This window comes from Flavobacterium aerium, from assembly GCF_030766725.1.
Classification (GTDB): Bacteria; Bacteroidota; Bacteroidia; order Flavobacteriales; family Flavobacteriaceae; genus Flavobacterium; species Flavobacterium aerium.
Genome location: NZ_JARQWR010000003.1, coordinates 43,492 through 59,466, shown reverse-complemented (window position 1 = coordinate 59,466; position 15,975 = coordinate 43,492). Strand labels below are relative to the sequence as shown.

13 protein-coding genes are annotated in these 15,975 nt (G+C 32.7%); 9 read left to right on the top strand and 4 right to left on the bottom strand.

Going from position 1 to position 15,975, the window contains the following annotated elements; all coding sequences use genetic code 11:
- Positions 1-54 precede the first annotated feature (54 nt).
- Positions 55-1,140, bottom strand: a complete 1,086-nt coding sequence (locus P6733_RS04780) for a hypothetical protein (protein ID WP_306350491.1) — start codon at positions 1,138-1,140, stop codon at positions 55-57.
- Between the two features lie 16 nt (positions 1,141-1,156).
- Complete coding sequence (locus P6733_RS04775) at positions 1,157-1,804, bottom strand: Crp/Fnr family transcriptional regulator (protein ID WP_306350489.1); 648 nt, start codon at positions 1,802-1,804, stop codon at positions 1,157-1,159.
- 79 nt (positions 1,805-1,883) lie between these two features.
- On the opposite strand from P6733_RS04775, the gene P6733_RS04770 reads away from it, so the two are divergent.
- On the top strand, positions 1,884-2,573 hold the full coding sequence (locus P6733_RS04770) for an HAD family hydrolase (RefSeq protein ID WP_306350487.1): 690 nt from the start codon (positions 1,884-1,886) through the stop codon (positions 2,571-2,573).
- A gap of 61 nt (positions 2,574-2,634) precedes the next feature.
- Here the strand turns inward: P6733_RS04770 and P6733_RS04765 are convergent, their stop codons facing one another.
- A complete protein-coding gene (locus P6733_RS04765; RefSeq protein ID WP_306350485.1) occupies positions 2,635-2,826 on the bottom strand; it encodes a hypothetical protein in 192 nt (63 codons plus the stop codon).
- A 392-nt stretch (positions 2,827-3,218) separates the two neighbouring features.
- Here P6733_RS04765 and P6733_RS04760 point away from each other — a divergent pair, with 392 nt between their 5' ends.
- Entirely contained in the window at positions 3,219-4,271 is a 1,053-nt protein-coding gene (locus tag P6733_RS04760) for a linear amide C-N hydrolase (protein WP_306350483.1), read from the top strand.
- Between the two features lie 40 nt (positions 4,272-4,311).
- On the opposite strand, the gene P6733_RS04755 is transcribed toward P6733_RS04760, so the two are convergent.
- Entirely contained in the window at positions 4,312-6,183 is a 1,872-nt protein-coding gene (locus tag P6733_RS04755) for a T9SS type A sorting domain-containing protein (protein WP_306350482.1), read from the bottom strand.
- Positions 6,184-6,510: 327 nt separating this feature from the next.
- Here P6733_RS04755 and P6733_RS04750 point away from each other — a divergent pair, with 327 nt between their 5' ends.
- The 7 genes from P6733_RS04750 to P6733_RS04720 all read left to right on the top strand — a co-directional run bounded on the left by P6733_RS04750 (position 6,511) and on the right by P6733_RS04720 (position 15,956).
- On the top strand, positions 6,511-9,252 hold the full coding sequence (locus tag P6733_RS04750) for a fibronectin type III domain-containing protein (RefSeq protein ID WP_306350480.1): 2,742 nt from the start codon (positions 6,511-6,513) through the stop codon (positions 9,250-9,252).
- Between the two features lie 354 nt (positions 9,253-9,606).
- The gene (locus P6733_RS04745; RefSeq protein ID WP_306350478.1) at positions 9,607-11,343 is read left to right on the top strand and encodes a thiamine pyrophosphate-dependent enzyme; all 1,737 of its coding nucleotides are present in this window, start codon (positions 9,607-9,609) and stop codon (positions 11,341-11,343) included.
- A gap of 45 nt (positions 11,344-11,388) precedes the next feature.
- Entirely contained in the window at positions 11,389-12,639 is a 1,251-nt protein-coding gene (locus P6733_RS04740; protein WP_306350476.1) for an MFS transporter, read from the top strand.
- Between the two features lie 126 nt (positions 12,640-12,765).
- Entirely contained in the window at positions 12,766-13,284 is a 519-nt protein-coding gene (locus P6733_RS04735; protein ID WP_306350474.1) for a MepB family protein, read from the top strand.
- A gap of 144 nt (positions 13,285-13,428) precedes the next feature.
- Positions 13,429-14,553: a transglutaminase-like domain-containing protein gene (locus P6733_RS04730; protein ID WP_306350472.1), complete on the top strand. Its 1,125-nt coding sequence runs from the start codon at positions 13,429-13,431 to the stop codon at positions 14,551-14,553.
- 35 nt (positions 14,554-14,588) lie between these two features.
- Positions 14,589-14,954 (top strand): DUF1801 domain-containing protein, encoded by a 366-nt coding sequence (locus P6733_RS04725; protein ID WP_306350470.1) that lies wholly within the window; start codon positions 14,589-14,591, stop codon positions 14,952-14,954.
- 126 nt (positions 14,955-15,080) lie between these two features.
- A complete protein-coding gene (locus P6733_RS04720) occupies positions 15,081-15,956 on the top strand; it encodes a hypothetical protein (RefSeq protein WP_306350468.1) in 876 nt (291 codons plus the stop codon).
- The last annotated feature ends 19 nt before the right edge of the window (positions 15,957-15,975 follow it).

Below are 15,975 nucleotides of genomic sequence, written 5' to 3'. Positions count from 1 at the left end.
TTTATATATTCCTAACAAAAATACTAATATTTAGATGTTTCTGTTGTTTTAGTCTTAAATTTTTCTATTTAAAATCACTATGGTCTTGTTTTTTTCTGATTTTTCAGATGTGGGATAAAAACTTAAAGCAAACGCATCATTTTCAGTTTTAGAAACTCCAGATAATACAAGGTTTTTGGTTTTTAAATCAATTACCGTGTTATGTATTAAATCCTGATATTCAGTATTCTTTTTGGTCAAGAAACACTCAACAATGGTTTGATCACGAACAATGAACCATCCATTTCCTAATTCATAAGTAAATTGGAATAAAGTGGTTGTATCGGACAAAGAGATTCCATCCCATAAATTGTATATTTCATGTCCCAGATTTAATAATTCAGTTTCTTCAACCTTATTATCGGCTGTTATGGTAATCAGATAAATACTCTTTTTCTTGGTACAAATAATCTTCGTGTCTGTTGTAAAACTTAATGAGATAGGATTCGTGAAATTATAAGCACCTACGGCAATCACTCTTTGCTCTAGTGTTTTACCAGTATCATCAATCATTCGATGAATTAGCTTTTTATGATCTTGAGCTATCAAATGAATCTGATTGTTGGAAACAATAGCTTTGTTCTGGGAAGGCAGTTCAATTTTTAAATTATGTTTCTTCTTTATTTTTCCATCTTTAAATTCAATTCGTAAAAATTTATCCGGCTTATTTGTTGAAAAAATATCATTTGAAATGAAGAAAGAAGAGTTTTCATTTATACCAATGAAATCCCCAACAAAAGGCCTGTTCTGTTTTGGTATTTCAACGGAAGATCTTTCTAATAAAGGAATTGATATTTCCATTTCTTTATCAGGATGATAGGGGATAACTGATACCCAAATAGTTTGATCTGGTGCTTTAAAAAGAGTAGGTAAAATACCTTCACTTTCAGCATATACATCTTGGAGTAAACCAGTAGAATCAATCATTAAATAAACTACTTTATAGGAACCACCACGCTCATATAAATTAGCAGCTATAAAACCATCCATTTGTTGACCAATAATAATACTATTTTCAACAGTGATAATTGTTACTATACCATTCTCTATGGGGAATGTGCTTGTTTTAAAAATAGAGGAGTCAATTTTAGTAAGATTCATAACGGTTGTATTTTAATTAAATTAATGCCTTGATTTTCAGTAATACAGTATAATGGACAATGCTTTTTAATTTTCCAAAATTGTTTTCATCACTTAGTTTAGCTTTAAGTTCTTTTATAACCCGATTTAAACTGCGTATGGTAATACCAAGATATGCAGCCATATCTTCTTTGGTGATAGTCATTTGTTCTGCTAATTGAAGCTCAAAAAGTTTTAGTAAACCATATTCCAATGTATAGAGCTGTTGGTAGGATGAACGACGACAGGTATTGATAATTCTATCGGCCAATTCATTTAATAATAAGGTGTTTAATTCAGGATTTTCATGAAGTAACTTTTTAAAATAGGAAGTACTTAAGGAATATATGCTAACAGAGCTAACGGCATCTATTGTACAAAGGCAATTGATGTTGCGTAAAAATTCAATCTCTCCAATGATTTCTCCCTTTCCTAGAAATTCAAAAATAAAATCTTTTCCATTCTCTTCACTGATATAACATTTTGTAATTCCTTCTTTAATCACGAAAATACGATGCACTGTTTCTCCCTGTTTTAAAATAGGATCACCTGTATTAAATTGTTTTACTAGTATATCATCTTCCCGTTGCTGTTTTTGGGGCAACGATTCTATAAAGGATAGAAATGGAGTATTGGTGCGTAGCATAATTTTGGTTTGGGACAATTGTCCTTTCGACTTCTAGTTGCGATATTAATTTTGTACTCAAAAATAAACAAAAGTTAGTATGAAAAATCAAATAAAAATTATCGCTTTTGATGCCGATGATACACTTTGGGTAAATGAAACGTATTTTCAGGAAACGGAACAAAGATTCTGTGTCTTATTGGAAAACTATTTACCACAGGAATTAATTGCAAAAGAATTATTTCAAATTGAAATGAAAAATCTTCATTTGTATGGCTATGGTGTAAAAGGATTTATGTTATGTATGATTGAAACAATTCAGAAAGTTTCCAACGGAAAAGCAGATTTTAATCTCATTGGGAAAACCTTAGAATTAGGACAAGAATTATTACAAAAACCCATAGAGTTATTGGATGGCGTTCGATATGTATTGGACCAATTACAAGGAGACTATACCTTAGTAATGGCAACAAAAGGAGATTTATTAGATCAAGAACGTAAATTGCAGAAATCAGGATTACAGCATTATTTTCATCATATAGAAATTATGAGTGATAAAAAAAGCACTGATTATTATCGATTATTGAAACGGTTGGACTGTAAACCGGAGCATTTTTTAATGTTAGGAAATTCACTAAAATCAGATGTTATCCCCGTTTTAGATTTGAATGGTTATGCAGGACATATTCCTTTCCATACGACTTGGCAACATGAACAGCATGAATCAAGTTTGGAACATTCTAATCTTTTTAAATTAGAAAATATTACAGAAATTTTACTGCATTTATAGCCTAAAGTAATACTATATATAATTATCTTAAAAAAGCTATATTAAAAGGATATAGCTTTTTTTATTGGATATCTTTACTATGCATTGGTATAGTGATAATTTCTAGAAGCTCACCTGTAAATACTATTTTTAAGCCTGTTAATCCATAACCGTAATAGGCACCAGTATCAATATTACAAGAATTAGATTGCAGGTCAAAACCAATGTTATAATAGTTCAAACCAAGTAAAGTAACACCCGTGAATATCTCCAATAATAAAATAGTTCATTGATTAGCCTTTTTTTTGCGGGTAAGAAAGATACTTTAATTTGATAATTTTATTTTAAGTTATTAAATCATACTATTATTTGGTGTTTAATCCTGATTGTTTATAAATTTTAACTAACTTTAGTTCTGTAAGTCAGTTATTTATGAAATACCACAATTTCAGTAGACTGACAATTCCAAAAACAAATTCCGATTAATCCTGTGCATCAATTACAGGATAAGATGAAAGCAAAGAATTGTAATTATTATAATTCATTTGAATACCACAATTTCATCCTAATGGACCTATTTCTTAGTGTAAGTAATTAAAATAGTTATGAATATAACTGAATGTTCCAAATTTAATCCCCTAATTATAAACCCCAAATATTGAAATTATGAGTAAAACTAAAGGTTTTTTATTTCTGTTTCTATTCTGTACGGTAGGAACATTAACATCCGTAAACAATTATGCTTGTACCCGATTTGTTTACACAGGAACTAATAATACTGTTCTTACAGCCCGTTCTATGGACTGGGCAACAGACATCGGAACTAATTTATGGGTTTTTCCTCGCGGCATTAATCGTAATGGTGAGGTAAATGGTAAAACCATTAAATGGAAGTCAAAATATGGAAGTCTTATAGCTTCAGCTTTTGATATTTCCACAAGTGATGGAATGAACGAAAAAGGTTTGGTAGCCAATCTATTATGGTTGGCAGAATCAGAATATGGAGATTGGAATCCTAAAAAGCCTAGTATTAGTATATCAATTTGGGCACAATATATCCTTGATAATTTTGCAACAGTAAAAGAAGCGGTTCTTGAATTGGAAAAAGAGAAATTTGCATTGGCAACAACTAAAATTCCAGGTACAGATAAAACGGCAACGGTACATTTAGCAATTTCTGATGCGAGCGGTGATAGTGCAATATTTGAATATGTAAAAGGAAAATTGATGATTCATCATGATAGTGCCTATCAGGTCATGACAAATTCCCCGATTTTTGATAAGCAATTGGCTTTGAATGCTTTTTGGAATGAAATACCAGGTACTATGGCACTTCCGGGTACTAATAAAGCAACAGACCGTTTTGTAAGAGCATCATTCTATGTGAATGCAATTCCTAAAGTAGATGATACACGTGTAGCGGTAGCGAGTGTATTTAGTGTTATTCGCAATTGCTCAGTACCGTATGGAATTACGACAAAAGATCAGCCTAATATTTCTTCTACACGATGGAGAACAGTGTCAGACCATAAAAATAAAGTCTACTATTTTGAATCTACTTTGAGTCCAAATGTTTTCTGGGTAGATTTTAAAGATTTAAATTTTGGAGAAAAAGAAAAGGTAAAAATGTTAAGTATTGTGAATCAAGAGATTTATAGTGGCAACGCAGCCGACAAATTTGTAGATACAAATGCATTTGCTTTTGCAGGTGTTCAGTAAATAAAAAAAAACTCCTCAGCATAACTGAGGAGTTTTTTTCTTATGATTTAATCAGTTTTTTATGAACTACTTGTCCGTTAAAGTTGATTTGTAAGGAATAAATTCCTTTTTGTAACGCACTGGCTTCAATTACTGTTTCATTAAGAGAAGGAGTGATGGTCTTATTATAAATCATTTTACCAGAAAGGTCATAGAGAATAATTTGTGCATTTTCTGTAGAAAGTAAATTAGAATCCCATTTAATAGTAAAGTTTTCCTGTACTGGATTAGGATATACTTTTAAAGGAGTATTTAGACTTTCTTCAATAACACCTAAGGTCATCGGTTGTCCTAATGGATTATAGTTTTTTATAACTCCATTCGTATGAAATTCATACATCTGATTGTTTTCGTAGTATAAACCATTCATAAAACCATTTTTAAAATTTTTACCATGCGCTAAGTCAATAGCAATTACTTTTTCATTGTATAGTAAAGTAATTTCATCAAAAATGGTATGTCCAATAACGATTTTTTCAGCACCAAAAGCTTCCAGAATTCCATCTACCTCTAGTTGAGTTAATGCTTCTTGTGCCATACCTCTGTACCAATATAAACCATTAGTTTTATTGACTGTTGTACAATCCTGTGTTAAGCAATTTCCTGCTGAAGCCATATAGCTACGTCCCCAGTCATTCAATTGTAAATAACCTAAATTAAGTGCTTTTACTTGTGGACTGATTCCGCCATGTAGGAAAACAAATTGTTCTGCTTGTTCAATAATATTCTTAGTTCGTATCCATCTTCCTAACTCTGTATCTTCTGCATAAAGGCTCAATAATGTTTCGCTCATTAGAGCAGCATTGGCAGTATACTTTGCATTTACATATCTAAAATCGCCAATAATGTTCATGATATCATGATTACCCAATACAAAATGAACTTTTCCACCAGCAGTTTCAGCTTCACTTTCTAATTTGTACAATAACCAAAGTGATTCTGTAACATATTTACCTCGGTCAAACATATCACCTGAAATAAAAAGATGCCCTTGACCAAATGCCCAATTGTAATTTGCATCAATAACTCCTGAGTCCTTTAATAACATAACAAATGCAGCCATTTCGCCTTCAATGTCAGATACTGCAAGGAATTTTTGTGGTAATGTGTAACTGTAAGGTTCTGTAGTTAATGTTGGTTTTAATGATACTGCAAAACTCCCCAATTCATCCGGTAGATTAATGGTTAATTGAGCTTCACTTTTTGTAGCATAGTATTGTGTGTTTAGTCCTTCGGAAGTAATTGTTTTTACTTCCACCTGATTGTTTCTGTAAAACACATAAGGACCATCTGGATTAAATGCAGATTCATTACTAGCCGTAATTTTGCAATCAAAAGAAACATCAGAACTAGAAGGCTTTTGATTGTGAATTTCGATAGCAATGCTATTCTCACCACTTACAAAATAACTCTTGTTAACGGGGTAACTGAAAAATGAATTTTCTTGATCATTCGGTACAAATGTAGTAGTACCTGTTAAATAATTGATTTCTCCTTGTGGCATTAATTCGGAACGAATAACCTCAACACCATTCACATATACAACTGCGCCGTCGTCATGTATAATATGAAAAATTATAGTTTCTAAATCATCCACATTTTCAACCATCACTTTTTTTCTAAAGTAATAGGTTACAAAACCGCTTTGTAGTAAAGTATCTTCATCACCATCACCAAAACCAAAATGGCCGGAACCAGTTTCCCATTGTGAATCATTAAAATTGGAAGCTCTCCAAGCAGTTCCTTGATTAGATCCGTTGTCTAAATATTTCCATTCAGAACCTTGGGTAAAGAATAAATCAGTTGAATTTTCTTGTGCTTGTATAGTCACAAAACACAGTAAAAAGGTAAAAATAAGTAGTGTTTTTTTCATGGCATAGATTTTTGTTTGCGAAGATAAAATTGTTAAAATACTCAGTGCCTACGAGTTGTGTTATGCTTAGTTTACTAAAAAGTTACTGAAACATTCTCAGTACAATCTTTAAGTCTTGCAAATACACTTTAAGAGGCAGCGAAATAAGGTGATTAATAGAATATAAAGTAAAAAGAAGCCAATAATGGGGGACATTATTTTAATGGACTAAACTTTACTTGATTAACAGTAATATAAAAATATGTAAAGAAACCGTAACGTTGTTTTAAAGTGTTAAAATTTTAACAAATATACTTTTGCCTAATTTTTAACCAAACAACAACAACAATGAAAAAACAGTACCACTTATTATGGCTCTTACTACTGAGTGTCATGTCACACGCACAGGATTTACATCCTTATTTACAAACCGTAACACCTACTTCAATTTATGTCAATTGGAAAACGGACAGTAATCCAGAATCAATTGTAGAGTATGGAACTTCTGCAAGTAACTTAGCCGTTACAGTTACAGGAAATACTAATGTTTTTACGGATTCAGGATATCCAGGAAACTATTTTTACCATAGTGTAAAACTGATTAATCTTACACCCAATACCAAATACTATTATAAAATTAAAACGGGTACAAATCAATCCACTGTTTATTCATTCAAAACACTTCCATTACCAGGACAGGCAGCTACTTCAGATGGGCACATTCGTTTTCTAATCATGGGAGACAACCAGCTAAAAGCAGTTCCACGCTATGATTCATTAGTATCAGCAGCAAAAAGAAAGGTACAGGAAAAATGGGGTGCAACATTGTCTCCAGAAGATAATATTGCAATGACCTTTATGGTAGGAGATCAAGTAGATGTTGGAACACTAGATCATTACGAGCATGTTCATTTTAAAAAGAATATTAAGCTTTCTGGGAATATTCCAATTCAAACGACTGTAGGAAATCATGAAACCTATGGAACATTAGGAATGCAATCGTATTACGATCATTTTTATATAGATGAAATTAGTTATAAAGGAATTTCTTCAGGTACAGAGAATTATTATGCACAACAAGCTGGAAATGTATTGTTCATCAGTTTAAGTTCTGAACATACAGGAGCAGCACAATCAAGCTGGTTACAGCAAGTAGTGACAGCAGCAAATAATGACCCTACTGTAGAATGGATATTTTCATTAAGCCACAGACCATATCAAGCAGAACAATATGTAGGGGATATTTCAACTTGGGTTAGAAATACAGCCGTTCCCTTATTGGCTACCTCTTCAAAATATGCTATGCATATTGGGGCACACCATCATTTATACCACAGAGGACAGTTAAAAAACACGCCAAATTATAATATTATTTCAGGAGGAACAGCTTGGGATCAATATTGGGGAATGTCATCAGAGCAAGATTTTGATGATGTTCAGAAAACAATTTGTAACTGGATTTATCAAATTGTAGATATTGATGTTGTAAATAAAAAGATGGATATAGAAAGCTATTCTATAGGAAGTGTGGACAAGTGGAAGAATAATCAATTAATGGATTCATTCCACCGTTATAAAGACAAAGCAGCACCACAAAAGCCAGAAATTCAGAATACTTTTGCCGCTACCGAAACATTACCGCTAACCATCAATGGATCGGTTTTTACAACAACGACAGGAGAATTATTAAATACCACTCAATTTTTATTGTCTAAAACAGCCAATTTTGATATTATTACCAAAGAGGTATACCGTGATTATGAAAATTTATATGGGAAATATGGTACACAAAAAGATTCTACTGTTGACCGTAATCTAGGTGTCGATATCACAAAAATTATTTTAGCAGTAGATGCTATTCCTAACGGAGACTATTTTATTAAAGCACGATATAGAGATCGTAATTTAGAATGGTCACCATGGAGTGATGTAAAAACATTTAAAATTATAGGAAGTAATAACGTTAATACAGAAATTATTACTGATGCATTGACTTATGCTCAAAATGCTCCTATTAAAGTAAATTATACGGATGCCCCAGCAAGCGCTACTACATGGGTTGGATTGTACAAGGAAGGACAAACACCAGGTTCAGCAACTCCTTCGTTAACTTGGCAATATACTACGGGAAGTACGAGTGGTATTATTACGTTTGCTAATGGATTGGCAAACAAAGGACGATATTTTGCGGCTATATTTTCAAATGGTGGCTATACAGAAATTGCACCTCGAAAGTTTTTCTATGTAGGACCGCTTCCTATATTGAGTACTAATCAAGAGGAATATGCAGTAGGTTCTCCAGTTGTGGTTTCTTTTAATAATGGTCCACAAATGGTGAAAGATTGGATTGGAATTTATAAAATGGGGCATGAGCCAGGACAAATTGGTTCTACGGCTTACGAATATGTAACAACAACAGCTGGATCTGCAACTTTCAATTCATTGCCAGTAGGGTATTACTATGCTGAATATTTTTTACAAGATGGTTATAATGCTATTGGAAATAAAGTGTTCTTTAAAATTGGAAATATTGTTACTAGCGTATGGATTAATAAACCTATTTATGATTTAGGAGAACAAATAGTTGCTTCATGGACGGATGCTCCGGGTATTGTAAAAGATTGGTTAGGAATTTACCAAGCCGGACATAATCCGAATATTGATCCGTTATTAAGTTATACTTATTTTAATGGACAGGCAGAAGGAACTTCTACACTTACAGGAGACGCTTTACCAACACAAGTCGGAAATTACTTTTTAGTAATGTTTACGAATGACTCCTATAATGAAGTTTCAAATCGTGTTTCATTTGAGGTTATTGATAGCTCTTTAGGAAAAGACGATTTCAAAATTGACAACGGGTTAAAAGTCTATCCAAATCCAACAAATAATAATAAACAGACCTTCATTCAATCCGATTATCCAATTGATGAAATCGAAATTTTTAATATGGAAGGAAAGTTGATGTATGCTACTAAAAATGTGAACAACAACAAATATTCATTGATTACACAAGATTTACCAACGGGCACTTATATTTTGAAAATACATTCCCGAAAATTATTTACAGCAAAGCTAATTGTAAAGTAGATAAGTATTTTTAGTTTGTTTAGTAAGAAGTCCCAACGTTTATTGTTGGGGCTTTTTTTGTCCTTATAATTTTCAGTAAGAGGTACAATTCTAATGTCTTCAGAATCTAAGATCAGTGTAATGTAGCCTACATGCGTTTCTGTTTTTGGCGTTTTCTTTCAAATTTTCACTAAATATAAATGAGAATAATCGACTTGCAATGAAAATTAGAAGCTGTTTTTTTTTGTTTATGCTCTATATTAGTTTGTTGCCAGAAAGTGTTTGATTCCTTGTTTGTAATTTAACATTTTATAAAGAGTCGCTTTTTTGATAAAGCCGTAATTTAATAGATTATTAATTGTAAAAATATAATCTATGAGCAAAATAGTAGCGGAACAATTGGTAGAAATGCTGATTGAAGCAGGCGTAAAGCGCGTTTATGCTGTTACAGGTGACAGTCTAAATCATTTTAATGATGCAGTACGAAAAAGCGGAAAGATTAAGTGGATACACGTTCGCCATGAAGAAGTTGGAGCGTATGCAGCAGCAGCAGAAGCTGAATTAGATGGATTTGCAGTTTGTGCTGGAAGTTGTGGACCTGGACACGTACATTTAATTAACGGATTATATGATGCACATCGCTCGCATGTTCCTTTATTAGCCATAGCCTCTACCATTAATACCAATGAAATGGGGATGGACTATTTTCAAGAGACCAACACCATAAAACTTTTTGATGACTGTAGTTATTATAATCAAATGATTATGACAGCCGAGCAGGCACCTCGTATTATACAAACAGCCATACAACATGCTTTAAGTAAAAAAGGAGTGGCAGTTATAGGTTTACCCGGCGATGTTAGCCAATTAGAAGCAGTTGAAGGTACAACATCACATCAGTATTTTAATTGTAACCCAGTAATCAGACCCTCCGATTTAGAATTAGATGTATTGGCCGCTGCCATAAATGAAAGCAAAAAGATTACAATCTATTGCGGAATTGGAGCAGAGAATGCCCATGATGAAGTGGTACAATTAGCCCAACATATAAAAGCACCTGTAGGATATTCTTTCCGTGGGAAAATGAGTATTCAACCGAACAATCCTTACGAAATTGGAATGACTGGTTTATTAGGACAACCTTCTGCTTATCATAGTATGCATGATTCAGATTTGGTATTGCTCTTGGGAACAGATTTTCCATATGATAAATTCATGCCTACAAAAAATAAAATCATCCAAATCGATACCAGTCCAGAACGTTTAGGAAGAAGAGCGAAATTGAATTTAGGCCTTTGCGGAGATATTACTCATACTATTGAAGCACTATTACCATTAATTGATGAAAAAACAGATGATAGTTTTTTATCCTCTCAATTAAAATTCTACGAAAAAGTAAAGGAGAATATGCAAATCTACATCAAGGATAATGGGGAAGAAGATAAGATTCAACCCGAGTATGTTGCGCATATTTTAGATCGATTGGCTACCAAAGATGCGATATTTACTGTCGATACAGGAATGACCTGCGTTTGGGGTGCCCGATTTATCAAAGGAACTGGACACAGAAAAATGTTGGGTTCTTTCAATCATGGTTCCATGGCAAATGCTATGCCTATGGCTATAGGAGCTGCATTGTCACATCCAGAAAGACAAGTTATTGCAATGTGTGGTGATGGTGGTATTTCCATGTTATTAGGTGATTTAGCAACAATCAAGCAATACAATCTCCCTATAAAAATAATCGTATTCAATAATCGGGCATTAGGAATGGTGAAGTTGGAAATGGAAGTCAATGGTTTACCCGATAATGAAACCGATATGGTAAATCCTGATTTTAGTTTAATTGCAGAAGCTATGGGTTTCAAAGGAGTAAATGTACATAAACCAGAAGAAGTTATGGATGCAATTGGTATGGCCTTATTACACGATGGGCCTGTATTATTGAATATCTTTACCAACCCAAATGCGTTGGCAATGCCACCAAAAGTAGAATGGGAGCAAATGGTAGGCATGGCAAAATCGATGACCAAGCTTATGCTAGGTGGTAAGATGGAAGAAGTATTTGATACCATAAAATCCAATTATAAACATTTAAAAGAAGGACTATAATGTATGCCGATACAAATAAAATTTCAGCATTTAAACAACAATTGAATGGATAGTACAGCGAATAAATCATATACTAAATACTATGTTATCGCATGGGTATTTGGATTACTGTTCTATTTCTTAGATTATGTAATTCGATCTGCACCAGCCGTAATGATTCCACAATTATCAGGGAATTTTGGTGTAAACGAAATCGAATTAATTTCAATGGTTGGAACCTATTATTACACCTATTCAACGTGTAGTTTAATTGCAGGTATCGCCTTAGACCGCTTTGGAGCAAAATACTCTCTATTCGTAGGCGCTTTAATTTTGGGTATAGGCTGTTTATTATTCATAGCTTCCAGTCAATTTGTAGGTACAGCAGGCCGATTATTGCAAGGAGCAGGATGTGCTTTTGCTTTTCCAGGCTGTGTATATCTTGCTAGTAAAGGTTTCTCTGCGAAATCCCTAGCAACAGCCATTGGATTTACCCAATGCTTTGGAATGTTGGGCGGATCTGCGGGACAATTTATAGTGGGACCATGGATTGAAAAAGGAATGAATATTTCTACCTTTTGGTTGGGTGCTGGTATCGTTACAATTATAGTAGCAATTGGACTGTTATGGATTACACCCAAAAATAGAACCGAAAAGAAAGTGGAACAACCGGATAAAAAACAAGGGTTATTAATTCCATATAAAATTGTTTTTAGCAATCCACAATCGTGGTTTTGTGGTTTAATTTCAGGTTTATTGTTTGCTCCAACCACAATTTTTGCCATGACATGGTCGGTAGCATTTTTTCAAAAAGACAGAGCCTTTGATTTTCATTCTGCAACAATAGCCAGTGCAATGGTAGCCTTTGGATGGGTTTTTGGCTGTCCTATTCTAGGATATATTACCGATAAAATAGGCAAACGTAAACCCGTATTAATTGCAGGTGCTGTATTGATGATTTTGAGTTTAGCACAGTTAATCTTTTTACCCGATTTACTATCTCCAAAATTTAGTATGTTCTTTCTGGGTGTTGCCTCAGGAGCAGCAATGATTCCATATTCTATTATTAAAGAAGCAAATCCCGATAATGTAAAAGGAAGCGCAACCGGAGCCATCAACTTTATTACTTTTGGTGTAACAACACTACTTAGTCCAATATTCAGCCATTTATTTGGTGAAACATTAAAAACAGCAAAAGATACAACACTGCATTTTCAACAGGCTGGATTATTTTGGATTTGTGGGATAGCAATAGCCATTCTAATTAGTTTATTATTAAAAGAAACTGGACAAGCAAAAAAAGTAGCTCAAGTTTAAAATTTATATACGGCCGTTTCTAAGAAACGGCCTTTTTTTATAGTAGTTCTTTAAGAATAATAAGAGGATTTTTTTTTGCAAATGCCTATCTTTACTTTTTGTCTAACTATTGAAACTTTAGAACTATTGATACCTTTAAATACAATCCCAAATAATCTTCAAATAGCAAACAATCTAGTATATTCCCCTTCAGACTTTAAATTAACGGAATTAGAAATTGAAGCAGAAAGTAAAGAATATAAAGCACATACTTTTAAACTAAATGAATTAGAAGTTGTGTATCGAGAAGCTAAAATTACCCCTACAAAAACTGGTCAGTTTGTAACATTATGGAAACGATTTGAAAAAGGGCCAATACAACCTTTTGAAAGTACAGATTCCATTGATCTATTTATTATCAGTGTACAAAATGGCGGACATTTTGGACAGTTTATATTTCCAAAATCTGTATTGATTGAAAAAAATATAATTTCAAACCTTAATAAAGAAGGGAAACGCGCGATTAGAGTATATCCTCCTTGGGATACTACGAATAGTAAACAAGCTCAACAAACGCAACTATGGCAATTGGAGCATTTTATAGAAATTCCAAAAGAAGATATCGTTAATTTGAATCAGGCCAAAAAGCTATTGTCTTTACTTTAAAATTTCAAGATTCAGGAATGTTAAATTATCCGATTATATCATAATAAACTGTTGTTTATATATCTATTGCATTATTTAATTAAATTATATTTGATTAATTATACCGATGCATTAAACTCATAAATTATTCAATACAATCCTATTATGATTAAAAATAGAATTCAGCTACTGTTGCTATTGACAGTTCTTAGCAGTTTTACAAGTGCATTGACCTATGGTCAAGATTCTCATGAAGGTTTAACAGTATTAAAATCTGAGGGTGACCGAGCACAATATAAAATAAATGATCAATGGTTTATCAACAGATGGCGAATTTCTCCAAGTGAAGCGAATGATGTTCTTTCTGTCCCTGTATTTGATTCAAAAGAACAAATTGATTTTGTTTTCAAAACGGATGTCGACAGTATCAAATTTACTTTAAAAGATAAAGAAAGTAAAAGCTTCTACGTATTGTTGAAAGATCAATATGCAAAAACAACAATTAATCGTAAAGCAATCGTTTTAGATGAGTTAAAATTTGATACTAAAAAAAGTAATCCGGATTATAAAATCATTTATGATACGCAGAATCAATATTTAGATTCTTTGAAAAAGCTATACCCGATAGCCTACGATAAAAAACAAAAAAATATAGATAAAGTAATAGCAATATTAGATTGGACACACAATCAATGGAAGCATGATGGCACAAAATCACCTTCGAAATCGGATGCAATTACCATCCTAAATGAAGTGAAAGAAGGTGGGCGTTTTCCTTGTTTTTCATACGCCATAGTTTTAGCTTCTCAGTTAAGAATTGCAGGATTTAAATCTAGAGTATTATACATTAAGAGAAAAGATATTGAAACTTCTCAGGAATCTGGTGGACATGTGGTTACTGAGGTTTATTTAAATGATTTAAAGAAGTGGGTATATGTTGATGGACAATTGAATATCATGCCAACTTTAAAAGGAATTCCATTGAATGCAGTTGAATTTCAAGAGGCAATACGCAATCATTATTCAGCATTAGAATTACGAAGTTTAGGAAAAATATCAAAAAAAGACTGCATTACTTTTACCTATCCGTATTTATATTATTTCGATTGTGCTTTTGATCAAAGAGACAAACAAGGAATTGAAGTGAAAAAAGTAAATGGTAAAAGAAGTCTGATGTTAGTACCATTAGGAGCAAAAAATCCAACTTTAATGTTTAGTTATGGATCGGCAAAAATTGATCACTGTATTTATACCAATTCAATCCAGGATTTTTACGCTAAGCCAGAATAACCAGTCAGTGGCGTATCTTTTTATAGAGGAAAAATATGAGGAAATTAGATGATTTTTATTTAGCATTGAAGGAACCCAATAAAGGCGTCCTACTTGCCCTAAGAACTATGATTCTCGCACAGGATGATGCGATAACTGAAGAATTGAAATACGGAATGCCATTTTTTTGCTATAAAGGCAAGATGTTTTGTTATTTATGGATCCATAAGAAACACAGTCAACCGTATATTGGGATTGTGGAAGGTGTTCGATTAGAACATCCTGATTTAATTATTGAGAAGCGTTCCCGAATGAAAATTATGCTTTTTAATCCTCATGATGACTTGCCCGTTCAAACTATTAAATTGATCCTAAAAGAAGCGTTGGATTTATACCGAACAGGAGTAATAAAAATAAAATAATAATAATGAAGAGGAAGATACTTGCCTTAGAAGAAAAGATTATAGATGAAATAACACAAAAACAAATTGATAATTTTATGAGGGCTTTTATTATTTTAGCTTCCTAAATAATATAAAAATTGTACTATGAAACAACTTATTGGTTTAGCCATTTCTATTATATGTGTTGGGTGTTTTTCGAAAGATAAAAATACTGAAAATGAAAAAGAAGTCTTGGATACAATTACATCTAAGACCACAAAAACAGAATCGGTTATAAATAATGCAGCTAATGGAGACGGTATACTATGGGGATTCAGTAATGAAGCAGGTAAAGAAATATTGAATATAAATAATGATACCATTATAACAGCATCAGATTATACCCATACAATTTCTAAAGAAGGGAAATTAATTCCAATCCATTTTATAAAACAAAAAAAGGCAACAAGCGAAGATAATAATCGTCAGAACTACTATAATTTTGGAGCTAGCGGAGGATATCTTTTTGCAATAGAGAATGGGAATGTTAATAGTGATCAAACGACTATTTTATTATCCAAAGACTTTGTTGCTAGCCATACAGTATTACCATTTCATTCCATGAAAAAGAATGAGTTATTACCACAAGAAATGGCATCAAAGATTAGTGCAAGTAAAGAACGAAAAATCAAAAAACAAAGAGCATTAATCGATATAGATCAGGTCGGTAAAATATATTTGGTTGAATTTGAAATCAAAAAAGATTCAGCATTAGTCTCATTGGTCCTAGTTACACCTACAACAATCGTCTATAAAGATTTCCCTGCTCAATATGATGAAATGAGTACTTGGGGTGTAGATGATGGAGGAGAGTTTGGGTTGGAATATTATACTGTAATTGCAGTTTTTAAAAATAAAGGAAATCTTGAGATAATAACCGATTGGTCTGGAGTTGAAGGAAATTCAACAGAATATTTAAAACAAGAAGGAAATACCTTTAAAAGAATAAAGACGGGATACCGTTATACATCACCATTATAAAAAAAAAGACCTTAATGAA